The sequence below is a fragment of the Limnobacter parvus genome, from assembly GCF_024623725.1.
Taxonomy (GTDB): domain Bacteria; phylum Pseudomonadota; class Gammaproteobacteria; order Burkholderiales; family Burkholderiaceae_B; genus Limnobacter; species Limnobacter parvus.
On sequence record NZ_JANKHG010000027.1, the window covers coordinates 106,995 to 129,779 of the forward strand.

The window sequence follows — 22,785 nt, forward strand, 5'->3', positions numbered from 1 at the left end:
TATGGAAATTAGTTTGGCTCAACCACGTGGCTTTTGCGCCGGAGTGGACCGTGCAATTGAAATTGTTGAGCGTGCTTTGCAACAGTTTGGCTCGCCAATTTATGTAAAACACGAAATTGTGCACAACAAAACTGTTGTTGAAGATTTGCGCGCCAAAGGTGCAATTTTTGTAGATGAGCTGGAAGACGTGCCCACAGGTTCGACCGTGGTATTTTCCGCGCACGGTGTGTCGCAAGACGTGCGTGTGCAGGCGGAAGGATTGGGGTTGAAAGTGTTTGATGCCACTTGCCCGCTTGTAACCAAAGTGCATGTGGAAGTCAGCAAAATGCGTGCGCAGGGCTGCGAGATCATCATGATTGGCCACACAGGCCACCCCGAGGTGGAAGGCACCATGGGGCAGGTGAAAGACGGAATTTATTTGGTTGAAACTGAAGCCGATGTGGAAAAGTTAAGTATCGCAGCGGGTACGCCGTTGGCTTATGTCACGCAGACTACGTTGAGCGTAGACGATGCTTCACGCGTGATTGCAGCGCTGAAGGCAAAGTTTCCGGACATTCGTGAACCCAAAAAAGCTGACATTTGTTATGCCACACAGAACCGTCAAGATGCGGTGAAATTCATGGCACGCCAAGTGGATTTGGTGTTGGTTGTTGGAAGCCCCAGTAGCTCGAACTCCAACAGACTGCGCGAGGTGGCCGAGAAGTTGGGCGTACCCGCCAAGCTGATTGAAAATTCAGATTGCTTGCAACAGGAATGGTTTGAGGGCGTAAAACACATCGGCTTAACAGCGGGTGCGTCCGCGCCGGAACATTTGGTTCAGGGGGTCGTGAAGCGCCTGAAGGAATGGGGCGCTTTGTCTGTGCGCAATCTCGAGGGTGTGGAAGAAAACATTGCCTTCCCGATGCCAAAAGGACTAAATCCCCGGGTTTGAATCCCCAAAGTCAGGTGCTTGTTTTCGGGGTGGCCAGCACTTGGTCCACCCTGTTCCTGTCCACATCCACCACTTCAAATCGCCAGTCATTCCAGTCAAATTTCTCGGTTTTCTTTGGAATGCGCCCAAGCGATGCCAACACAAATCCACCCACGGTGTGAAAGTTGCCCAGGTCTTCTTGCGGCAGGTCGCGAATGCCCAGCTTGATTTTCATCTCATCGATCGGTAGCAGGCCATCGAGCAGCCAAGAACCGTCTTCACGCTTTACTGCAAGCGATTCCTCAGGGGTGTCCATCAGTGGCATCATGTCGCCGACGACGCTTGAAAGCACGTCATCGATGGTTACAATGCCTTCAGTCATGCCGAATTCGCTGACCACAAAAGCGAAGGTTTTTTTCTGTTGCCGGAAGGTGCGCAGCAAATCCACCAGCGTTAAAGATGCGGGTACGAACAAAGCGTTTTGCAGGGGAATTTCAGCGAAATCAATGTCGCCTTCCATGGCCGCTTGAAGGATGTCGTGACTTTCCGCCACGCCAATGACCTGTTGCAAACTGCCCTTGCAGATCGGCAGCATGGAGTGGGGCGCTTCACGCAAAAGCCGCAGATTATCTTCGCGCGGGGCGTGTAAATCCAGGTAGGCAATGTCGCTGACCGGGGTCATGACCGAGGCCAGGCGACGGTCTTCAAGCCGCAGCACGTTGCTCATCAAATGGCGTTCTTCAGGGGCAAGCATGCCGGTTTTTGCACCCTCATCGAGGAAGGCCTGAATTTCTTCAATGGTGCTGACTGCCGGGGCGGCTTTGAAGGGAATAAAGCTGAGCACCAGGTCGGAACCTTTGGACAACAACACAATTGCCGGGCTGAGCACTTTCAGGAATATCGACATGAAGGGCGCACAAAACGCCGCCACTTTTTCCGGGTTGGCAATGGCCAGGCGTTTGGGCACGATTTCGCCGAAAATAATTGAGAAGCCTGTCACCAATGCAATAGTGACTGCAAAGGAAATGACATTTGCCCATTCAGTTAAAGCCGGCAAATACAGGTCGATGTAGTGCTGAAAAGTGGCTGTAAGCGCCGATTCACCATAAATGCCCATCAACAGTGCGGCTGCTGTAATGCCTGTTTGCGTGGCGGCCAGCAGACGGCTGGGGTTGTCCATGATTTGCAAGGCGATGCTTGCTTTTGGGTTGCCTGCATCGGCCATCGCTTGAAGTTTGGACTTTCTGCTTGAGGCAAGCGCCATTTCCGACAGAGCGAAAAAACCGGAAATCAAAATCAGGAGGACCAATATCCAGAAGGCATTCATGTTGAAAATTCTTTTTGTGAGGTGCTTACCGCCAATGCAGCATAGTGCGTAGTTTACCAAAGCCCGAAGCGCTTGGGGTTTTCTGCTGAATTGGGCAAAGCGGGGCGCTCGGTTACAATAACGGGCTACGCTGAATTAATAAAAAACTTTTTTTGAAAGAAATGCCATGGCAATGACCGAAAACACCATTCCACAATCTGAACAAATTGTGGTCGCAGCGCTGTACAAATTCGTGAGCCTGCCTGATTTCGAGGACATCAAGCCCAGGCTTGAGGCGGTGTGCACCGAAAATGCGGTGCTTGGCACCCTTTTGTTGGCCAAGGAAGGCATTAATGGCACGGTGAGCGCACCGCGTGCCGGTATTGTGGCTTTAATGAATTTTCTGTGGGCCGATGTACGCCTTGCTGATTTATCCCCCAAGTATTCAATTGCGCCGGAACAGGCATTCACGCGAATGAAGGTCAAGTTAAAGCGTGAAATTGTGACCATGGGCAAAGATGGCATCGACCCCAACCGCTTGGTGGGCCGTTACGTGAAGCCTTCGGACTGGAATGCACTGATTCAAGACCCCGACACTTTGGTGATCGACACGCGCAATAACTATGAATACGCGATTGGTACTTTTGAAGGGGCAGTGGACCCGGCCACCACCACATTCCGCGAGTTTCCAGAGTGGGTTGAGAAGAATCTGAAGAGCCTGCCCCCGGAAAAACGCCCGAAGAAAATCGCGATGTTTTGTACCGGCGGTATTCGCTGCGAGAAATCCACGGCCTACATGCTGGAGCAAGGCTTTGACGAGGTGTATCACCTTGAAGGTGGCATTCTGAAATATCTGGAAGAAGTGCCTGAAGAACAAAGCCTATGGAAAGGCGAGTGCTTTGTGTTTGACCAGCGCGTGTCGGTAACCCATGGTTTGCAAGTGGGTCACTATGACCTTTGCCACGCTTGCCGCATGCCAATTACGGATGAAGAAAAGCAAAGCGAAAAGTACATCCAGGGTGTCGGTTGCCCCCATTGTTACGATTCGCTGACTGAAGATCAGAAGCAGCGTTTTGGCGAGCGTCAAAAACAGATTCAGTTGGCCAAGTTGCGCAATGAAAAGCACATTGGCCGCAAAATGCCGATCAAAGAAACGCATGCGGAGTAACTGAGTTGGAACACCAGCTTGGCCTGCCAGTGCTTTACACTTTTCGCCGTTGCCCCTACGCCATGCGCGCGCGCTTGGCCATTGTTGCTGCGGGCTTGAAAGTGGAGGTGCGCGAACTGGTGTTGCGGGCCAAACCTGCGCACATGCTGGAAATTTCACCCAAGGGCACGGTGCCTGTGTTGTGGTTGCGGGATGGCACGGTGATCGATGAAAGCCTGGATGTGATGCAATGGGCGGTGAACCAGAGTTTACCGGCCGACTGGTTGGTGCTGAACGCAGAGCAGCAGCAACAGTGCGATGAATGGATTGCGTTGCTGGATGGTGAATTCAAGCGCAACCTGGATCGTTATAAATATCCCCACAGGTATCACACCGAAACTTACACCTGCGACCCGCTTGAACACCGCGCAGCCTGTGAAAAAATTCTGGTGCAGTGGAATTCGGTGCTCGAGCAACAGGGGCCTTTCCTGTTTGGCAGCCAACCCAGCTTTGCTGACTACGCCATTCTTCCTTTTGTGCGCCAGTTTCGAATTGCTGATGAAGTGTGGTTTGATACAGTGCCTGGCTACGCTGCTTTGAAGCTGTGGTTGACAGCTTTTTTACAGTCGCCCTTGCTTGAACAAGCCATGGTGAAGTTCAGCCCTTGGCAACCCGGCGACGCACCATTCACCTTTCCAGGTTAGAGACGACCCTCTACGCTTTTCGAGTCAACTTTAGATACACTCGCAAGTTACGCAACAGTAACATTGTCTGGCTGGGCTATGCTTAGCGCTTAAAACAGACATTTCCACTATAAGAAGGACGAGACTCATGGCCGACAAAATTCTTGAATTTGTTCATACCTCGACTGGTAAACAAATTGCTGCCGCACTGGGCTTGCCCGTGCCTCCCCAATTAAAACGCGCGAAAGCGGGCTACGCTGAAAAAGCGCTGAGCAACGCCAATGCATTGGTTGGTGCCAGCGCTTTTGGCCCGGTGGCCACGGCGGTGGTGAAGGCACTGAATGCCATGGGAGCATCAATCAAGGTGTCGGCCGACCTGGCGGGTCTGGATGGCATCAAGCAAGCCGCAGTCAAGGCCAAGCTGGAAGTGAGTATTTCCCAGGCTGACAACGGCGTGCCTGAAAATGTGTATGTACTCGACGTAACAAGTGCAGCCAATGTGGCTGACCTGCGTTTGTTGTACGACTTCTTCAACCCACGCTTGCGCAAAGTGCCATCGAACAGCCGCATTGTGGTGATTGGTCGCCCACGTGGTGATTGCAAAGATGCATTGGCTGAAACAGCTCAATCTTCATTGCCCGGTTTTATTCGCAGTCTTGCGAAAGAAAGCGGCAAGAACGGCACCACTGCCAATCTGATTCAAGTGAAAACCGGCGCGGAAAACGGCATTGAAGGCGCACTGCGCTTTTTCCTGAGCCCGCATTCAGCGTTTGTAACTGGCCAGGTGTTGCCTGTAGTTGGCGCACCGAAAGGCGTGAAGGTTGCTGCGTTTTCCGAGAAGCCATTGACAGGCAAGCTGGCTGTGGTGACCGGCGCAGCCCGCGGCATTGGCGCAGCGATTGCTGAGGTGCTGGCCCGTGAAGGCGCCACTGTAATTGGTGTGGATCGCCCAGCCGATGAAAGCACCCTGGGTGCCACCATGAGCAGCCTTGGCGGCATTGCATGCCCGCTGGACATTACTGATGCTGACGCTGGCAAGAAGCTGGCCGCCGTCGCCGCTAGCAAGGGTGGCAAGATCGACATTATTGTGCACAACGCCGGTATTACCCGCGACAAAATGATGCGCAACATGGCTGCCCACTTGTGGGACATGGTGCTGGACGTGAACCTGGGCGCGATTGTTCGCTGCAATGAACAATTGTTGGCCGGCGATGCGTTTGGCGCAAATGCGCGCATTGTGTGTATTTCATCCATTGGCGGCATTGCTGGCAATGCTGGCCAAACAAACTACGCCGCTACAAAGAGCGCTGTAATTGGTTACGTGGATGCCATTGCCAAGCAACTGGAAGGCAAGGGCATTTCGATTAATGCGATTGCACCAGGCTTTATCGAAACTCAAATGACGGCTGCTATTCCCGTGGTAACCCGTGAAGTGGCCCGTCGTTTGTCCAGCCTGTCGCAGGGCGGTTTGCCAGTGGACATTGCCGAGGCAGTGACCTTCATGGCCAGCCCATTGGCTGTTGGTGTAAACGGTGCCACCTTGCGTGTGTGCGGACAAAACCTGGTGGGCGCGTAATTTATTCATTCACTAAATTCGCCGCCTGCAACTAAAAAATTATCTGGAGAAAATTCTATGAAACACGGTCGTCGCGTTGCCATTATTGGCGGTTCACGCATTCCATTTGCACGTTCAAACACAGCCTACATTGGCAAATCCAATCAGGACATGCTGACTGCAGCATTCCGCGGAGTGGTCGACAAATTCCAGTTGCACGGTGAAGAACTGGGCGACGTGGTTGCCGGTGCTGTGGTTAAGCACAGCCGTGATTTTTCGCTGTGTCGTGAATCTGTGTTGGGTTCTGGCCTAAGCCCAATGACGCCCGCTTTCGATATTCAACAGGCTTGTGGTACCGGTCTGGAAGCAGCGATTGTTGTGGCCAACAAGATTGCATTGGGTCAAATTGAAGTGGGCATGGCCGGTGGTGTGGACACCACCACCGATGCGCCGATTGCAGTCAGCGAAGGCCTGCGCAAAATTCTGCTGGAAGCCAACCGCGCCCGCGACACCAAAGGCAAGCTGGCCGCCTTGTTGAAAATTCGCCCCAAGCACCTGGCACCACTGCCACCAGCCAACGCGGAACCACGCACAAAGATGAGCATGGGTGCGCATTGCGAAGTGATGGCGCAAACCTGGAATATTTCTCGTGAAGAGCAGGACGAACTGGCCGTGAGCAGCCACTTGAAAGCTGCCAAAGCCTACGAAGAAGGCTTTTTTGATGACCTGGTGGTGCCATTCAACGGCTTGACCCGCGACAACAACCTGCGTGCTGATTCCTCTGTAGAGCGTCTGCAAGGATTGAAGCCCGCATTTGATCGCAAAAGCGGCAAGGGCACAATGACTGCCGGTAATTCCACACCACTGACAGACGGAGCTTCTGCTGTGTTGCTGGCTTCCGAAGACTGGGCCAAGGCACGTGGCATTCAGCCGTTGGCTTACCTGACATTCAGCGAGACAATTGGTGTTGATTTTGTGTCTGGCAAAGAAGGCTTGTTGATGGCCCCAGCTTATGCCGTGCCACGCATGCTGAAAAAAGCTGGCGTGAAGCTGCAGGATTTTGACTTCTATGAAATTCACGAAGCATTTGCCGCGCAGGTTTTGTGTACATTGAAGTCTTGGGAAGACCCCAAGTTCTGCAAGGAAAAACTCGGTTTGGACGCACCTTTGGGCTCCATTGACCGCAGCAAGCTGAACGTGAAAGGTGGTTCATTGGCCGTGGGCCACCCATTCGCCGCCACCGGTGGCCGAATTATTGCCACACTGGCCAAGCTGCTGAACGAAAAAGGCAGCGGCAAGGGCTTGATCTCTATTTGTGCAGCCGGTGGTATCGGTGTAACTGCAATTATCGAGAAGTGAGATTATGAGCGTGAATGACACCCTGAAAGCAGCTGCGAAATTTTACGAGCTGTCTGAGTTTCCAAATGGCAAGGCGCTGTTGCTGAAGGCTGCCACCACGTCCAATAAAAAACCGAAACCCGACACGCAGGCTGCGCGCCTGGGTGTCCGGGTGAAGAAGGTGTTCATTGACCGTGAATGGGTTCGGCAGTACAACGCCGTGTGTGGTTTCAAGGAAGATGAGATTTCTCTGACAGCACCGCAGGTAGTGGCTTCGCCCTTGCACATGTTTTTGCTGAGCCGCCCTGAGCACCCTATGCCGATGTTGGGAATGGTTCATTTGCACAATTCAATTGAGTGCAACAAAGCACTTGAATATGGCACCGCATACGACGTGATGGTGACGGTGGGCGAGACCCGTGCTATTCCGCTGGGTTTGGAGTTTGACGTACACACCGAGTTTTTGGTGGGTGAAGAAGTGCACTGGCGCAGCGTAATGACCATTCTGTGCCGGGTAAAAGGCATGCCGAAATCCGGCAACAAGCCTGCGCCAGCAGAGCCTTTGAGTGCTGTTGGTGCGCAATACGCTGCGGTTAAAGTGCCTGAAAACCAGGGTCGAAAGTACGCCAAGGTTTCCAACGATTACAACCCGATTCATTTGTACGCGCAAACCGCAAAAATGTTTGGTTTCAAGCAGGCGATTGTGCATGGCATGTGGACTGCTGCAAAAACGCTGAGCATTGTGCAAGCCAATTTGGGTGCGCCTGCACGCAAGTTCGATTTGTCGTTCAAGCAGCCGGTGTTTTTACCTTCGGGTATATCGGTGAAGCACATGACCGCTGATGGTTCGTCGAAGTTTGAAGTACTGGCGGAGCGGGATTCGAAAGTGCTGATGGTGGGGAGCATTGCAGCTTGATTTTTTGATTGAATGAGTGGCTCGGTTGGGTTTGTAGCGCGTCACTCATTTCGCCTTCAGGAATGCCGCTATCGCTCTGAAAACCCCGGCATCAAACTGGTTTCAATCATTTTCTGCATGTCGCGAATCGGAATTTCCGGGTGTTGAATCCACCACCTTGCACCGGCTTCAACTGCGCCCACCATGATATTGGCGAGTGCCACGGCTTTAATTCCTGCCTTGTCACCATTCGAGGCCTTGCTGGGGTCATTTAGTTCTTCAATGGTTTTGGCAGCAGCTTCAATGAAGCTGTTCCTGAAAAAAGAAACTTTTTCTCCCACCGGCCCAACGCTGGTCAATGCTTCGTTGTACAGCACTGACCAACCTTCGCGGTGCCTTTCTACAAAGGTCAGAAAGCTCAGCATGATCAACTTCAAACGTTCTCGCGCGTTTGGATTGGCCATCAGAATTGAGAGCCCTGACATTAAATGGTTGCCCACTTGTGTAATTGTGGCCAGATAAAGTGCGTCTTTTGATCCGAAGTAACGATACAGCAGGGGCTTGGTTACGCCTGCACCTTCTGCGATTTGCTCCATGCTGGTGGAGTGGAACCCATGCCGAGAAAACACCGAACCGGCCACATCCAGGATTTGGCCCATTCGTTGTTCTTTGGGAACCTTGCGTGTGCCCAAGCGTTTTGTTTCAAGGATGGGCGCAGTTTTTTTATTGTTGTCGTTGGCTTTCTTCACCAATTTACTTGTCGGTTACATTGATGATTCAAAGTGTATCAAGCTTCTTTCAGTTTTGTGAACAAAAAAAGGCCCCACAAAAGTGTGGGGCCTTTTTACTGTGACCTTCAGGTAATTTACCGAAATTGCTTACTTGTAGCCAACCCGGTCCATAATTTTCTGTGAAATTGCTGTGTTGGCAGCAAGGATTTTCGCCGGCGTTATGTCCTGTTTGAAAGAGCCCAGTGCATCCAGCGCAGGGTTGTTTACCTTCACGCCAGGCACAGTTGGCCATTCGTTGTTGCCATTGGCGAAATATTTTTGAGCAGAGTCGCTGGCCAGATATTCGAGAAATTTAATGGCGCCTTCGCGATTTGGGGCATGCTTTGCAACTGCTGCACCTGACACATTCATGTGAACGCCGTAGTTGCTCTGGTTTGGCCAAATAAAGCCGACCTTGGACACCACGTCCTTGTCTTCCGCTTTGTCTGAGTTGACCAGGCGAACCCAGTAGTAACTGTTGGTCAAGGCCACGCCGCATTCACCCGAAGCCACTGCGCGAATTTGATCAGTGTCGCCGCCCTTTGGGCTGCGAGCCATGTTTTCAACCACGCCTTTGGCCCAGCTTTCCGCTCCCTTTTCGCCCATGTGATTGATCATGCTGCTCATCAATGAAAGCATGTATGGGTGTGAACCAGAGCGAGTACACACTTTGCCTTTTAATGCGGGCTTGGCCAAGTCTTCATAATTCTGGGCCAGTTTCGGATCCACGTTGGCCTTGTTGTAAACAATCACGCGGCTTCGTGAGGAAAAGGCATGCCACAGGCCATTGTCACCAGTGAACTGGGCTGGAATTTTCTCAGTCAGAATTTTTGATTTCACGGGTTGAAACAGGTTTTGTTCCTGAGCAGTGGCCAGGCGCGCAGCATCAACCAACAACACCACATCAGCAGGGCTGCGAGTGCCTTCACTGCGCATGCGTTCCAGTAGTGCCTCGTCTTTCAACTCAAGGCGCTTGATTGCGATGCCTGTTTGTTTGGTGAATTCCTGGTACATCATTTCGTCGGTTGCGTAATGGCGTGCCGAATACACATTGATTACCTTGTCATCGGCTTGGGCTACCGCGCTGGCGCCCATCAAGCCAGCGATGGATATTGAGATCAGTTTTTTGAAAGTGTTGTTCATGGTGGTACGGACTTTCCTTTTTCTGAAATGGATGAAGAATTTAATACGGTAAGTTTATCAAATAGTAATCATTTGTGTAACAAGAAGTGTTCTCGTTCAACAATATATTTTTCGATAGTCAGAGTGCCGTAAGCGCGGGTTTTTACATTGGAGACAAGAAAAACATGGAGACAGCATTGTGGCGGAGCAAGAAAAATACGAGTCCAACGGCACCTATCAAAATCTGTATGAGGAATCGATTCGTAACCCCAAAGGTTTCTGGGCTCGCCAGGCGGATTTGATTCATTGGCAAAAGCCCTTTGACAAAGTGCTCGACGACAGCAAGCCTCCGTTTGCCAAATGGTATGTGGGCGGGCATACCAATCTTTGCTTTAATGCAGTAGACCGTCACCTTGATCAGCTCGGTGACAAACCTGCGTTGATTTACGTGTCTACCGAAGTCAATCAGGAAAAGGTTTATACCTTTCGGCAGCTGCATCAGGAAGTTCAAATCGTTGCAGCGATGTTGCAAAAAATGGGAGTTCAAAAGGGCGACCGGGTTTTAATTTACATGCCCATGATTCCCGAAGCCACATTCGCGATGTTGGCCTGTGCCCGGATTGGCGCGATTCATTCTGTGGTGTTTGGTGGTTTTGCATCGCACAGCCTTGCCTCCAGAATCGAGGATGCCAAACCCAAAGTGATTGTGTCGGCCGATGCGGGTTCACGCGCTGGCAAAGCGGTGGCCTACAAACCCCTGCTGGATGAAGCAATTGAGCGGTCTAGCTACAAGCCAGCCAATGTGTTGATGATCAACCGTGGCTTGGTGTCTTTCAATTCAGTGAAAGGTCGCGATCACGACTACACCGCATTGCGCAGTGAGCTTGCTTCGGCGAAAGTGCCGGTGACCTGGCTTGATGCCACGGATACCAGCTACATTCTTTACACCAGTGGCACCACTGGCAAACCCAAGGGCGTTCAGCGCGATGTGGGTGGTTATTCGGTGGCTTTGGCTGCGTCGATGAAATACATTTTTATGGGTGAAAAGGGCAAAACCTTTTTTGCCACCAGCGACATAGGCTGGGTAGTCGGGCACAGCTACATTGTGTACGGTCCGCTAATCGCAGGTATGGCCACCGTGATGTACGAGGGTGTACCTATTCGACCCGATGCTGGGATTTGGTGGAAGATTGTTCAGGACCACAAGGTGTCCGTGTTGTTTTCCGCACCCACAGCAGTGCGGGTATTAAAGAAGCAGGACCCGGCTTACCTAAGTAAATACGATTTAAGTTCGCTGAAAGCGCTGTTTCTGGCAGGCGAACCCTTGGATGAAACCACATCCGACTGGATTTCTGGCGCCATCCACAAACCGATCGTCGACAATTACTGGCAAACCGAAACTGGTTGGCCGATTCTGGCTGTTCAACGCGGCATTGAAGCCATGCCAGGCAAACTGGGCAGCCCCGGCGTACCCGTATTTGGCTTCAATGTGAATGTACTGAATGAAGACACTGCACAGCCCTGCAAGGCCAATGAAAAAGGTGTTGTGGCCATTGAGGGCCCGTTGCCACCGGGTTGCATGCAAACTGTGTGGGGTGACGACGAACGCTTTGTGAAAACCTATTGGTCAAGTTTTAAAACGAGGCAAGTGTATTCAACTTTTGATTGGGGCATTCGCGATGAGGATGGATATTTTTTCATTCTGGGCCGCACCGACGACGTGATCAATGTGGCAGGCCACCGCTTGGGCACCCGTGAAATTGAAGAAAGTATTTCTTCACACCCTGCTGTCGCCGAAGTGGCCGTGGTGGGGGTGGCGGACTCTGTGAAAGGGCAGGTTGCTGTGGCTTTTGCGATTCTGAAATCGGCAGATGCAGTGGAGGCAGAAAAAGCGAAAATGCTGGAAGCCGAAATCATGAAAGTGGTCGATAGTCAATTGGGTGCAGTGGCCCGGCCCGCACGCGTGTATTTCGTGAATGTGTTGCCGAAAACACGTTCAGGCAAACTGCTGCGTAGGTCTATTCAAGCTGTGTGTGAAGGGCGAGATCCCGGTGACATGACCACGATCGAGGACCCGACAGCCCTGGAGCAAATCAGGGGGGCCATGATTTAAACAGAGTGACTAAGCAAGGCTTGCTCTGGCTTAGGCTTCAGTTTGGAAACATGCTTTAATGAGTCATCTCAGGCTGTGTCCGGGAGGGCTTCAGAATGGCAGACTACTCTGTTTCGAACGATTCGGCTTCGCGTGAGCTGGAAGTACTCAAGCTCAGCGTGCTTTTCGACAGCCATTTCTTTAACGGCTTGCCCACACAGGTTCATTTCACGCACAACAGCAGCATGGTTGGCACTTGGGTTGACCATCAAGGTGTGGCCAATCTAAGCGTTAGTCTGGATCGAATTCGTTTCATGAATTCAGATCAATTGGCCTTTCTGATTGCGCATGAATATGGTCACCTGGTGCTGAAGCACCCTGAAAAAACTGTTGAAATTCAACAGCAGTTTGGCGTTGCATCCACTTTCGATGAATTCATGTTGTCCTTCGACATGAAACGTGAGTACTCCAAATTGATGCGGGAAATGGAAATACAAGCCGACTTGTTTGGTGCAAAGCTGGCGTTGGGATTGGGTCGGGATCCTGAGTTGGGCGCGTCTTTTTTGTTGGGTGAAACGAAAGGTATTCAACACCCGGAAGGCACTCTGCGTGTGGCGAAAATCAAGTCGGAAAAAGAGTCGATGGCGGCAGAGGATTTCTCCGATACGTTTGACAGTCTCGCAGTTCAGTTGGGCGACGCGGAAGTCTTGGCTGCCTTGTTGCCCAGCAACCTGGTTTTGTATAGAGGGGATACCCCGGCTGGTGTGAAAGCAGCGGTGGAGAGTTGGTCCGAACCTGGCATGGAACCGGCTTACGCGGGCGGACCAGACTACGGGTTTGAAGTGTCGATACTGTTAACTTTGGCCGTGCTGGCCTGCGCCCTGCCAAGATGGTGGCGCAAGACCAGCGGCGGATAAACTTTACCGCCTCACAATTTAAACCACTGTTACCGGGATTTTTCCAATTTTCGCTTGCCATTCTTTTGGCCCGGTGTTGTGCACTGAAATACCGGTGCTGTCTACAGCCACGGTCACTGGCATGTCTTTGATCTCGAACTCATAGATCGCTTCCATGCCCAGGTCTTCAAAACCAACCACTTTGGCATTGGTAATGGCCTTTGACACCAAATAGGCCGCGCCACCCACTGCCATCAGGTAGGCCGATTTGTTGTCGCGAATGGCTTCAATGGCCACGGGGCCACGCTCTGCCTTGCCGATCATGGCGATCAAGCCAGTTTTTTCCAGCATCATGCGCGTGAATTTGTCCATGCGTGTGGCGGTGGTAGGGCCTGCGGGGCCAACCGCTTCGTCGCGAACGGGGTCTACCGGGCCAACGTAATAAATGACGCGGTTGGTGAAATCGACCGGCAGTTTTTCGCCTTTGGCCAACATGTCCGCAATGCGCTTGTGAGCGGCGTCTCGGCCCGTCAGCATTTTGCCGTTTAGCAGCAGTGTTTGGCCCGGCTTCCAACTGGCCACTTCGGCGGGGGTCAGGGTATTCAGGTCAACACGCTTGCTTTTTTCGGTGTCAGCTTTCCAGGCCACTTGTGGCCAGTCGGCCAGGTTGGGCGCTTCCAGTTTGGCTGGGCCGTCGCCGTGCAAATGAAAATGCACATGGCGGGTTGCCGCGCAGTTCGGAATCATAGCCACGGGTAATGATGCTGCATGCGTGGGGTAATCCATAATTTTCACGTCAAGCACAGTGGTTAAACCACCCAAGCCCTGGGCACCAATGCCGAGCGAATTGACTTTGTCGTACAGCTCAAGGCGCAATTCTTCAATGCGGTTGCTGGGGCCACGCTCAATCAGTTCATGCATATCGCAGTGGGCCATCAAGCTTTCTTTGGCAAGCAACATGGCCTTTTCAGGTGTGCCACCAATGCCGATGCCCAAAATACCGGGGGGGCACCAACCCGCGCCCATGGTAGGAATGGTTTTTAAAACCCAATCCACGATGGAATCGGATGGGTTCAACATCACCATTTTCGATTTGTTTTCCGAGCCGCCGCCTTTGGCCGCACAAATCACTTCAACTCCGTCACCGGGCACGATTTCATAATGGATCACAGCAGGTGTATTGTCTTTGCTGTTTTTGCGGGCACCCGCTGGGTCCAGAAGTACCGAAGCGCGCAGTTTGTTGTCGGGGTGCAGGTAGGCACGTCGTACACCTTCATTGACCATGTCAGTGACGCTCATGGTCGATTCCCAGCGCACATTCATACCAACTTTCAAAAACACCACTGAAATGCCTGTGTCTTGGCAAATCGGGCGCTTGCCTTCCGCGCACATGCGGCTGTTAGTCAGAATCTGAGCAATGGCGTCTTTCGCAGCCGGGCTTTCCTCACGCTCGTAGGCCTTACCCAGCGCCTGAATATAATCAAGTGGGTGGTAATAAGAAATGTACTGGAAGGCATCATCAATCGAGCTGATGAAGTCTTCTTGCTTGATCGTGGTCATGGACTACTCCTGAGGAAAATAGATGCGCTGGTCTCTAGTTTAGTGTGCTTTGTTGTGCACAGGTTGTGAGATAAGTCGATCACACCAGGCGATTGCCACAGCAGAGAACAGGAAAATCACATGGATAGAGGCCTGAGCCACAATGGTTTTGGTGTCGTACTGCTCGGCATTGATGAAGGTTTTCAACAAATGAATGGAAGAAATACCGATGATTGCCATGGCCAGTTTAACCTTCAGCACGGAAGCATTTACATGGTCAAGCCACTCTGGCTGATCGGGGTGCGTGTCGAGCCTCATTCGGCTTACAAAGGTTTCATAGCCTCCCACGGTCACCATGATCAACAGGTTGGAAATCATCACTACATCGATCAAAGCCAACACGATCAGCATGATTCCGGTTTCGTCTAGCTGGTGTGTCGCAGTGCCGCCGACCAAATGCCAAAGTTCAATCAGGAAGTGGTACACGTAGACAACTTGCGCAACAATCAAACCGAGGTAAAGCGGAAGTTGTAGCCAGCGGCTTGAGAATATGATTTTTGCAAGAAAAGGGATGCGGGCATTGGTCGGTTCCATGGGGGCCTGTGTGCTGTGCTGCGGTGGTGGGTTAACGGTGGCGAAATCATATCAGAACGGAGTTATTTCGGTGGGGGGGCTGTGTTGCTGGTATGCGAATTGCTGGTGCGCGCGCCGGTGTAAGGTGAGAGTAAGAGCTTTTGCCTATTGTTTATGCAAACTAAATTATTAGAAAATTAAGTAACCCTTGGAGGCCAGGATGTCATCAATCGAATCAGTGTCACACGAAACGCGTGTGTTTCAACCCAGTGCAGACTGGCAGCGCAGTGCCGCAATCGGCGGCATGGACGCTTACAACGCCCTGTGCAAGGAAGCTGAAACCGACTTCGAAGGCTTTTGGGCCCGACTGGCCAAAGAGAATTTGCAGTTTGGCAAAGCCTATGACAAGGTGCTCGACGAATCGAATGCGCCTTTTTACAAATGGTTTACGGGCGGCGAGTTGAATGTGTCGGCAAACTGCCTGGAAAAGAACATCGAGGCGGGTTTGGGCGACAAAGTGGCCCTGATTTTTGAAGCCGACGGCGGCGAAGTCACCAAAGTGACCTACCAGCAACTGCTGGGCAAGGTGAGCCGCATTGCCAATGGTTTGAAAAGCCTGGGTGTGAAGAAGGGCGACCGGGTTGTAATTTACATGCCCATGAGTGTTGAGGGCATTGCTGCCATGCAGGCTTGCGCGCGCATTGGTGCAATTCATTCCGTGGTGTTTGGCGGTTTTTCCGCCAAGGCTCTGCAAGACCGGATTATGGACACTGGCGCAGTCGCCGTATTCACCGCCGACCAGCAGGTGCGCGGTGGCAAGCAGTTGCCACTGAAAGCCATTGTGGACGAAGCCCTTGCCATGGGTGGCTGTGACGCCGTGAAGAATGTGATTGTTTACAAGCGCACTGGTGCCGACGTGAACATGCAAGCTGGCCGAGACGTGTACATGCACGACCTGACCGAGAAGCAAAGCGACGTGTGCGCGCCGGTGATGGTGGATTCCGAGCACCCTTTGTTCATTCTTTACACCTCCGGATCAACCGGCAAGCCCAAAGGCGTTCAGCACAGCTCAGCAGGCTATCTGCTTTGGGCGGCGCTCACCATGAAATGGACGTTCGATATCAAGCCCAATGATGTGTTCTGGTGTACAGCCGACATTGGCTGGATTACCGGCCACACCTACATTACCTACGGCCCATTGGCTGTGGGTGCCACGCAAATCGTATTTGAAGGCGTGCCAACTTACCCGAATGCAGGTCGTTTCTGGGAAATGATTCAGCGCCACAGCGCCACCATTTTTTACACCGCACCCACAGCCATTCGTTCGCTGATCAAGGCATGTGAAGCCGATGAAAAAGTGCATCCAAAAAGCTACGACCTATCAAGCCTGCGTTTGATGGGTTCAGTGGGTGAGCCGATTAATCCGGAAGCTTGGATGTGGTACTACAAAAATGTGGGTGGCGAAAAGTGCCCAATTGTGGACACCTTCTGGCAAACCGAAACTGGCGGCCACATGATTACGCCGTTGCCTGGTGCCACACCTTTGGTGCCCGGTTCATGCACTTTGCCACTGCCCGGCATTATGGCGGCAGTGGTCGATGAGGTGGGTGGCGATTTGCCCAATGGTCAGGGTGGCATTCTGGTGGTGAAGCGCCCATGGCCTTCCATGATTCGCACCATTTGGGGCGATCCAGAGCGCTTCAAGAAAAGCTATTTCCCCGAAGAACTGGGTGGCAAGTTGTACCTGGCTGGTGATGGCGCCGTGCGCGACAAGGTAAGTGGCAATTTCACCATCATGGGTCGCATCGATGATGTGTTGAATGTGTCGGGTCACCGCATGGGCACCATGGAAATTGAAAGCTCGCTGGTGGCCAATGAGCTGGTTGCCGAGGCTGCTGTGGTGGGGCGCCCAGACGATGTAACTGGCGAAGCCATTGTGGCCTTCGTGGTGTTGAAAGGCGATCGACCCACAGGCGAAGCCGGACAAAAACTGGCGCTGGATTTGCGCAACTGGGTGGGCAAAGACATTGGCCCGATTGCAAAGCCCAAGGAAATTCGTTTTGGCGACAACCTGCCCAAAACACGTTCAGGCAAAATCATGCGCCGCCTGCTGCGCAGCCTGGCCAAGGGCGAAACCATTACGCAAGACACATCGACTTTGGAGAACCCGGCCATCCTGGATCAGTTGGGCAAACCGCTTTAATTGATCAGGCGTTCTCCTTGAACGGGAATGCTGTCGATTCAAGAAAAACCTGCTCCATTTCGATGGGCTGGTTTTTTTCGTTTGAAGGAATTCACATGCCGCGAACCCTGCCATGAGTTTCACACTCAGCCTGACCCGGTTTTTCTCGGTGCTCACCTTCGGCTTTCTGGTGTGCATTGCGGGCGCAGCCATCATGGAGGACTATGGCATTGGCCGCCAGTGGATTGGTTACTTTTTCATCTTCGTGACCCTGGGTGCTTATGCGGTCATCGGCTTGTTGAGCCGAACATCGGACATGCAGGAATATTTTGTGGCCTCTCGAACTGTGCCTGCGGTGTACAACGGCATGGCCACAGCGGCAGACTGGATGAGTGCTGCATCGTTTTTGGGGGTGGCGGGCACCTTGTTTTACAGCGGGTTCGAGGCATTGGCTTTGCTGGTGGGATGGACAGGCGGTTTTGTGTTGATTGCCCTGCTGATTGCGCCTTACCTTCGTAAATTCGCTTTCTTCTCGGTCGGTGATTTCCTGGCGGCGCGTTATGCGGGCGCAGACAAGGGCAGGGCGGTTCGGCTGATTTGCGTGCTTGTCACGGTGAGTATTTCTTTCGTTTACGTGATTGCGCAAATTTATGCGGTGGGCTTGATTACATCGCGATTTGCCGGTGTTGAATTTGGCATCGGTGTGTTTTTTGGCCTGGCCGGTATTTTGGTGTGCTCTTTCTTGGGCGGCATGCGCGCAGTAACCTGGACGGCTGTTGCACAGTACATCGTGATGATTGTGGCCATGATGGTGAGTGTGGTTGCCTTGATCGGCTTTACCGGGCAGGGCAGCAGCGAACGCTTCGTTGATGGAGGCCCCACCAGCTTCCCGGAATACGTGCGCGCGCAAGAACGCAAGTTTTTCGCAGACCCTGCAGAGGCAGAGGTGCGCAGCGTTTACCTGCGCGAAGCAGACCGATACCAATTGTTGATCGATACCTTGCCATCTTCGTGGGCTGAAGGCTATGAAGCACGCCGCAAGAACCTGGAGCTGGCGCGCTACGACGGCTCCACTTTTCAGGAAATCAAGGCGGCTGAGCGGGTGTTGAGCAGCTACCCAAAAGACCCGCAAGATGCCAAGCGGCAGTGGAGTCAGGAAAAGCAGCGTTACCTGGACAAAGTCAAAGCCAGTGTGCCGCATTTTGGCTCGGTGCAAGATGATTCCGGCTTGTCGAACACCGGCGCATTGATGAGTTTCCTTGCAGTGGCATTCACATTGATGTGCGGCACCGTGGCTTTGCCCCACATCATTATGCGGTTCTACACCACACCAAATGCGTCGCAAACCCGATGGTCGGTGGTGTTTGCACTGGGCTGTATTTTGGTGATTTATCTGGCCTCGCCCTGGCTTAGCGTGATTGCCAAAGTGGTTGTGTATGAAAACCTGGTGGGCTTGAGTTACAACGAAATTCCCAACTGGATTGCAGCGTGGTCGCGCGTGACGCCCGGTTTGGCCACCTTGCAGGATGTGAACCAGGATGGCGTGGTACAGTTCGCCGAAATTGGCTTAAGCCCCGACATTTTAGTGTTGATTACACCCGAGATTGCCGGCATGCCGTTCTTCTTGTCGGGATTAATTGCGGCTGGGGGTTTGGCTGCGGCGTTGTCGACTGCGGATGGTTTGTTGCTGGCTATTGCTGGCAGCTTGTCGCATGACCTGTATTACCGGGTATTGGACCCGGAGGCCACTGCGCAACGGCGTGTGACCATGTCGAAAATTGCATTGTTGAGCGCTGCCTTGATGGCTGCGTGGATTACCAGCTTGCAACCCGGAAACATTGTGGTGTTGGTGGGGTCCGCCTTTGCATTGGCCGCTTCCAGCCTGTTTGTGCCGCTTGTGGCCGGTATTTTCTGGAGTGGTGCCACACGCCGCGGCGCCTTGTGGGCCATGGGTATTGGTTTTGTCAGCTCCAGCTTGTGCCTTGCGCTTACGAATTCATCATTTATGGCCATGTTTAACCTGGATGCGGTGTTGATTGGTGGTTTAAGTGGCGTGGCCAGTGGCGTGTTCACCATCCCGCTGAGTGCACTGGCCATGGTGGTGGCTTCCTTGCTGGGTGGGCGCAAAAATGAAGCACCTGCGGTGATGCGTGTATTGCGAGTACCTGAAACCGATGGAAATGTTTAAGGCAGTGTGAATGCTCTGGATACCCGAGGGAATTCTTTGCTATACTCACGCGCTTACCGCGGAGAGATGGATGAGTGGTTTAAGTCGCACGCCTGGAAAGCGTGTATAGGTTAATAGCCTATCGGGGGTTCGAATCCCCCTCTCTCCGCCAGAAATTACAAAAAGCCCTGAACATTGTTCAGGGCTTTTTTCATTTCAGGGCGGCAGAGAAGCAAAGTCCCTGCGGACTTTGCGTGGGGGATTCGAAGCTTTTCGCCTATGAGCGAAAAGCCGGGAGAATTGACACAGCCAGTGACGCGAACAGCGGCACGCAGGTGTGGCAAGGCATAAGAAATAACAAGGCTCAACTTTTCTTATAAACACCGGACCGATGCCCAACCTTGATCACGGCAACAAACAATTCAGAATCTCTAATTTCATAGATGATGCGGTAAATTCCGCACCTTACTCGATAAAGTTCTAATCCAGTGAGTTTCTTGCAGTCTTCTCCCCTTGGATTGATAGCGAGACCATTAATCTTTGAAAGAATTTTTCGTACGTCTTGGTTCGGAATACTTCGCAGGTCTTTGGCAACTGACTTTTTGAATACGATCTTAAAGTTTGCCATGCTTTCTTAAGTCGTTGAGTAGGGCTTCATAGCTGATTTCAGGCTCGGCCAATCGGTTCGAATAGGCCTCTAGATCTTCTTGATCTTCTTTCATCAACAAGCGCACCGCCTCATCGACCAATTCAGACAAGGATTGTTGCGAACTGGCCGCTTTCAGCCGTAGCGCCTGGTGTAGTGTTGGGTCGAAATACACCGTCGACCTTTTGGACAAATTGCTCATTGCTGTATTCCAATTGAAGCGTTATGACATTATAACGTTATGACGCTAAAACGCTATTGTCTTTCTTTGATCATGTTCTTTCAGAAATACAGGTAGTTTCAATTTTCTGCCCAAAGCTGAAACGCGCAGGGTGGCAAACTAAGGATCGTAGTTAGCAGCTTTCAATTCAGGAGTACCTCATGTCGTCCCCCAACGCCACCCCCATCAAAATTCAGGTTTGGACCGATTTCGTGTGTCCGTTCTGCCTGCTTGGTGAATCAATCATCGAGAAGGCAATCGCAGGAATGAACGTTGAACTGGAGTGGATGCCATTCGAGCTACGCCCTTATCCAACACCCACTTTAAAACCCGAAGACGATTACTTGCCCAGGGTTTGGAAGGCCTCGGTTTACCCCATGGCAGAGCGCTTGGGCGTGCACATCAAGCTGCCCACTGTGTCGCCACAGCCCTACACCCGCAAGGCGTTTTTGGGTTTGCAGTACGCCAAGCAGCAGGGCAAGGGCAATGAATACACCACTGCAGTGATGAAGGCATTTTTTCAGCAGAACCAGAACATTGGTGAAGATGAGGTGCTGAAAAGTATTCTTGAAAAACTAGGTATAAATCCTGCGGGGCTGGATGAGTTCGTGAATTCACCGCAAGCCAATGCGCAACACGATGCCGACCTGCAATATGCAAAACAAGTGGGCATTCAGGCGGTGCCATCGCTGGCCGTGGGTGCACAATTTTTCTCAGGCGTACCCAGTGTTCAGGCGCTGCGGGATGCGATTCAACATGCCAAATAACGCTTGATTGCATGGTGTAGTTCTTAGGGATAGTTCGGGTTTTCCGTGCAGGGGCGCGCACGTTATTCTGTACATCAAATCCTGCATCCACATACAAGGCATTCATGAATTTATTTTCGAAGCTTCAGCAGCGTGCTGCTGAAGGCAAGCCCCTGCGCGTTGGCATGATAGGTGCCGGCAAGTTTGGCTCCATGTACCTTTCCCAGGTACCGCGCACACCCGGCATTCACATGGTGGGCATCGCTGATTTGTCGCCCACTCGTGCCAAGTCGGCTTTGAAGAACGTGGGCTGGAAAGAAGAAAGCTACAGTGCTATATCGCTGGAGCAAGCGGTCAAGCAAGGCAACACCGCGATTATCGACGATGGCATGAAGCTGATTGAATCGCCTTTCGTGGACATCATTATCGATTCCACGGGCAACCCGGCTGTGGGCATTGCCCATGTGTTGGCCTGTTGCGAATACAAAAAACACATTGTGATGGTGAACGTAGAGGCCGATGCTCTTGCCGGCCCCTTGCTGAAACGCAAAGCCGATGAAGCCGGCATTGTGTATTCACTGGCCTATGGCGACCAACCTGCGCTAATTTTTGAAATGGTGGATTGGGCGCGTGCTGCGGGCTTTTCAGTGGTGGCGGCAGGCAAAGGCACCAAGTACCTGCCCACTTACCATGAAAGCACGCCAGATACTGTGTGGAATCACTATGGCCTAACCGCTGAAGATGCAGCCAAAGGCGGCATGAATGCGCAAATGTTCAACAGTTTTCTGGATGGTACAAAAAGCGCAATTGAAATGGCGGCTGTGGCCAATGCAACCGGCTTGGCCGCGCCAAGCGGTTTGAAATTTCCGGCAGTGGGAGTCGATGACTTGGCGCGAATTTTGAAGCCGCGCGAACACGGCGGCATTCTGGACCAGCGCGGACAGGTGGAGGTTATTTCCAGTGTAGAACGCGACACACGCCCAGTGTTCCGCGACCTGCGTTGGGGCGTGTATGTCACCTTCGCTGCCGACAGTGAATACGTGGCGCGCTGCTTCAAGGAATACGGTTTGATCACCGACCCCAGCGGGCAATATTCAAGCATGTACAAACCGTTTCATTTAATTGGTTTGGAACTTGGAATTTCGGTGGCATCCATCGGCGTTCGTGGTGAAGCCACAGGTGCGCCAATTTGCTGGCATGGCGACGTGGTGGCCACGGCAAAACGCGACTTACACGCTGGTGAAATACTTGATGGCGAAGGCGGTTATACCGTATATGGCAAGTTAATGCCCGCGAAGGAGTCTTTGGCCTTGGGCGGTTTGCCATTAGGCCTTGCGCATGGCGTGAAGTTATTGAAACCAGTTAAAGCAGGGCAGGCAGTCAGCTGGAGCGATGTGGCGTTTGATGCCGATTCCACGGCGGTGAAATTCCGCCGTGAAATGGAAAAAACTTTTACCTAAAACTCATTTTGCAAAGCTCACTTTGCAAAAATCTGGTCCATGTTGGCAAAGGCCTTGAACTCAAGTGCATTGCCGCATGGGTCCATGAAAAACATAGTGGCTTGCTCACCCACCTGGCCTTTGAAGCGAATGTAAGGTTCAATCACAAATTTGGTGCCCGCTGCCTTCAAGCGGTCAGCCAATTCATTCCATTGTTCCATGGTTAAAATTACGCCGAAGTGTTTGGCAGGCACGGCATGGCCGTCTACGCTGCTATTGGCTTTGCAGCCCACTTCTTCAGGTGCCAAATGGGCAACCAGTTGGTGGCCATAAAAGTTGAAATCTACCCAGTGGGGTGCACTGCGGCCCTCTTCACAACCAATTACTTCACCATAAAACTTGCGTGCCACGGCAATATCGGTAACCGGAAATGCAAGGTGAAAGGGTTGAAGCGTTGAGTGTTTTGCTGGGGTTGCGGCCATGTGAATTACCAGTTAATAAGCGGTTGATCGTTCACACACTATAGGGGTGTTCGGGTTTTGCAACCAATCGTGGAAAC

20 protein-coding genes and 1 tRNA gene are annotated in these 22,785 nt (G+C 52.2%); 13 read left to right on the top strand and 8 right to left on the bottom strand.

Translation table 11 applies throughout. The features are described 5' to 3' along the window. Position 1: 1 nt before the first annotated feature. Positions 2-931 carry a 4-hydroxy-3-methylbut-2-enyl diphosphate reductase gene (gene ispH, locus NSP04_RS14195; protein ID WP_257513007.1) on the top strand — a complete coding sequence of 310 codons (930 nt, stop codon included), beginning with the start codon at positions 2-4 and terminating at the stop codon, positions 929-931. 10 nt (positions 932-941) lie between these two features. Here ispH and NSP04_RS14200 read toward each other — a convergent pair whose 3' ends face one another. Beyond that, positions 942-2,237: a hemolysin family protein gene (locus NSP04_RS14200; protein WP_257513008.1), complete on the bottom strand. Its 1,296-nt coding sequence runs from the start codon at positions 2,235-2,237 to the stop codon at positions 942-944. 166 nt (positions 2,238-2,403) lie between these two features. On the opposite strand from NSP04_RS14200, the gene trhO reads away from it, so the two are divergent. The 5 genes from trhO to NSP04_RS14225 all read left to right on the top strand — a co-directional run bounded on the left by trhO (position 2,404) and on the right by NSP04_RS14225 (position 7,855). Beyond that, positions 2,404-3,384, top strand: a complete 981-nt coding sequence (gene trhO / locus NSP04_RS14205) for an oxygen-dependent tRNA uridine(34) hydroxylase TrhO (RefSeq protein WP_257513009.1) — start codon at positions 2,404-2,406, stop codon at positions 3,382-3,384. Positions 3,385-3,389: 5 nt separating this feature from the next. Next, positions 3,390-4,067, top strand: a complete 678-nt coding sequence (locus NSP04_RS14210) for a glutathione S-transferase (protein ID WP_257513010.1) — start codon at positions 3,390-3,392, stop codon at positions 4,065-4,067. A gap of 127 nt (positions 4,068-4,194) precedes the next feature. Next, positions 4,195-5,622, top strand: a complete 1,428-nt coding sequence (locus tag NSP04_RS14215; RefSeq protein WP_257513011.1) for a 3-oxoacyl-ACP reductase — start codon at positions 4,195-4,197, stop codon at positions 5,620-5,622. A gap of 57 nt (positions 5,623-5,679) precedes the next feature. After that, positions 5,680-6,960, top strand: coding sequence for an acetyl-CoA C-acetyltransferase (locus tag NSP04_RS14220; protein ID WP_257513012.1), 1,281 nt, complete (start codon positions 5,680-5,682; stop codon positions 6,958-6,960). Positions 6,961-6,964: 4 nt separating this feature from the next. Continuing rightward, positions 6,965-7,855 (top strand): MaoC family dehydratase, encoded by an 891-nt coding sequence (locus tag NSP04_RS14225; RefSeq protein ID WP_257513013.1) that lies wholly within the window; start codon positions 6,965-6,967, stop codon positions 7,853-7,855. Positions 7,856-7,923: 68 nt separating this feature from the next. Here the strand turns inward: NSP04_RS14225 and NSP04_RS14230 are convergent, their stop codons facing one another. Beyond that, positions 7,924-8,583, bottom strand: a complete 660-nt coding sequence (locus NSP04_RS14230) for a TetR/AcrR family transcriptional regulator (protein WP_257513014.1) — start codon at positions 8,581-8,583, stop codon at positions 7,924-7,926. A gap of 129 nt (positions 8,584-8,712) precedes the next feature. Next, positions 8,713-9,747, bottom strand: a complete 1,035-nt coding sequence (locus NSP04_RS14235) for an extracellular solute-binding protein (RefSeq protein ID WP_257513016.1) — start codon at positions 9,745-9,747, stop codon at positions 8,713-8,715. A 178-nt stretch (positions 9,748-9,925) separates the two neighbouring features. On the opposite strand from NSP04_RS14235, the gene NSP04_RS14240 reads away from it, so the two are divergent. Then, entirely contained in the window at positions 9,926-11,839 is a 1,914-nt protein-coding gene (locus tag NSP04_RS14240) for a propionate--CoA ligase (RefSeq protein ID WP_257513017.1), read from the top strand. A gap of 95 nt (positions 11,840-11,934) precedes the next feature. Further along, positions 11,935-12,735, top strand: a complete 801-nt coding sequence (locus NSP04_RS14245; protein ID WP_257513018.1) for a M48 family metalloprotease — start codon at positions 11,935-11,937, stop codon at positions 12,733-12,735. 18 nt (positions 12,736-12,753) lie between these two features. Here NSP04_RS14245 and NSP04_RS14250 read toward each other — a convergent pair whose 3' ends face one another. Next, positions 12,754-14,274: a fumarate hydratase gene (locus NSP04_RS14250; protein ID WP_257513019.1), complete on the bottom strand. Its 1,521-nt coding sequence runs from the start codon at positions 14,272-14,274 to the stop codon at positions 12,754-12,756. Positions 14,275-14,313: 39 nt separating this feature from the next. Then, positions 14,314-14,847, bottom strand: coding sequence for a TIGR00645 family protein (locus tag NSP04_RS14255; protein WP_257513020.1), 534 nt, complete (start codon positions 14,845-14,847; stop codon positions 14,314-14,316). Between the two features lie 199 nt (positions 14,848-15,046). Between NSP04_RS14255 and acs the strand changes: the two genes are divergently transcribed. The 3 genes from acs to NSP04_RS14270 all read left to right on the top strand — a co-directional run bounded on the left by acs (position 15,047) and on the right by NSP04_RS14270 (position 19,347). Then, a complete protein-coding gene (gene acs / locus NSP04_RS14260) occupies positions 15,047-17,029 on the top strand; it encodes an acetate--CoA ligase (protein WP_257513021.1) in 1,983 nt (660 codons plus the stop codon). Positions 17,030-17,141: 112 nt separating this feature from the next. Continuing rightward, positions 17,142-19,196 carry a VC_2705 family sodium/solute symporter gene (locus NSP04_RS14265; protein WP_257513022.1) on the top strand — a complete coding sequence of 685 codons (2,055 nt, stop codon included), beginning with the start codon at positions 17,142-17,144 and terminating at the stop codon, positions 19,194-19,196. A gap of 60 nt (positions 19,197-19,256) precedes the next feature. Beyond that, a tRNA-Ser gene (locus NSP04_RS14270) sits at positions 19,257-19,347 on the top strand. A gap of 192 nt (positions 19,348-19,539) precedes the next feature. Here the strand turns inward: NSP04_RS14270 and NSP04_RS14275 are convergent. Both NSP04_RS14275 and NSP04_RS14280 read right to left on the bottom strand, forming a co-directional pair. Continuing rightward, complete coding sequence (locus NSP04_RS14275) at positions 19,540-19,803, bottom strand: type II toxin-antitoxin system RelE family toxin (protein ID WP_257513023.1); 264 nt, start codon at positions 19,801-19,803, stop codon at positions 19,540-19,542. Further along, the gene (locus NSP04_RS14280) at positions 19,790-20,023 is read right to left on the bottom strand and encodes an RH3 domain-containing protein (protein ID WP_257513024.1); all 234 of its coding nucleotides are present in this window, start codon (positions 20,021-20,023) and stop codon (positions 19,790-19,792) included. Before NSP04_RS14280 ends, NSP04_RS14275 begins: the two co-directional genes overlap by 14 nt. Before the next feature lie 179 nt (positions 20,024-20,202). Here NSP04_RS14280 and NSP04_RS14285 point away from each other — a divergent pair, with 179 nt between their 5' ends. Continuing rightward, a complete protein-coding gene (locus NSP04_RS14285) occupies positions 20,203-20,808 on the top strand; it encodes a DsbA family oxidoreductase (RefSeq protein WP_257513025.1) in 606 nt (201 codons plus the stop codon). 104 nt (positions 20,809-20,912) lie between these two features. Next, positions 20,913-22,247, top strand: coding sequence for an NAD(P)H-dependent oxidoreductase (locus tag NSP04_RS14290; RefSeq protein ID WP_257513026.1), 1,335 nt, complete (start codon positions 20,913-20,915; stop codon positions 22,245-22,247). Between the two features lie 17 nt (positions 22,248-22,264). On the opposite strand, the gene NSP04_RS14295 is transcribed toward NSP04_RS14290, so the two are convergent. Continuing rightward, complete coding sequence (locus NSP04_RS14295; protein WP_257513027.1) at positions 22,265-22,708, bottom strand: VOC family protein; 444 nt, start codon at positions 22,706-22,708, stop codon at positions 22,265-22,267. Positions 22,709-22,785 lie beyond the last annotated feature (77 nt).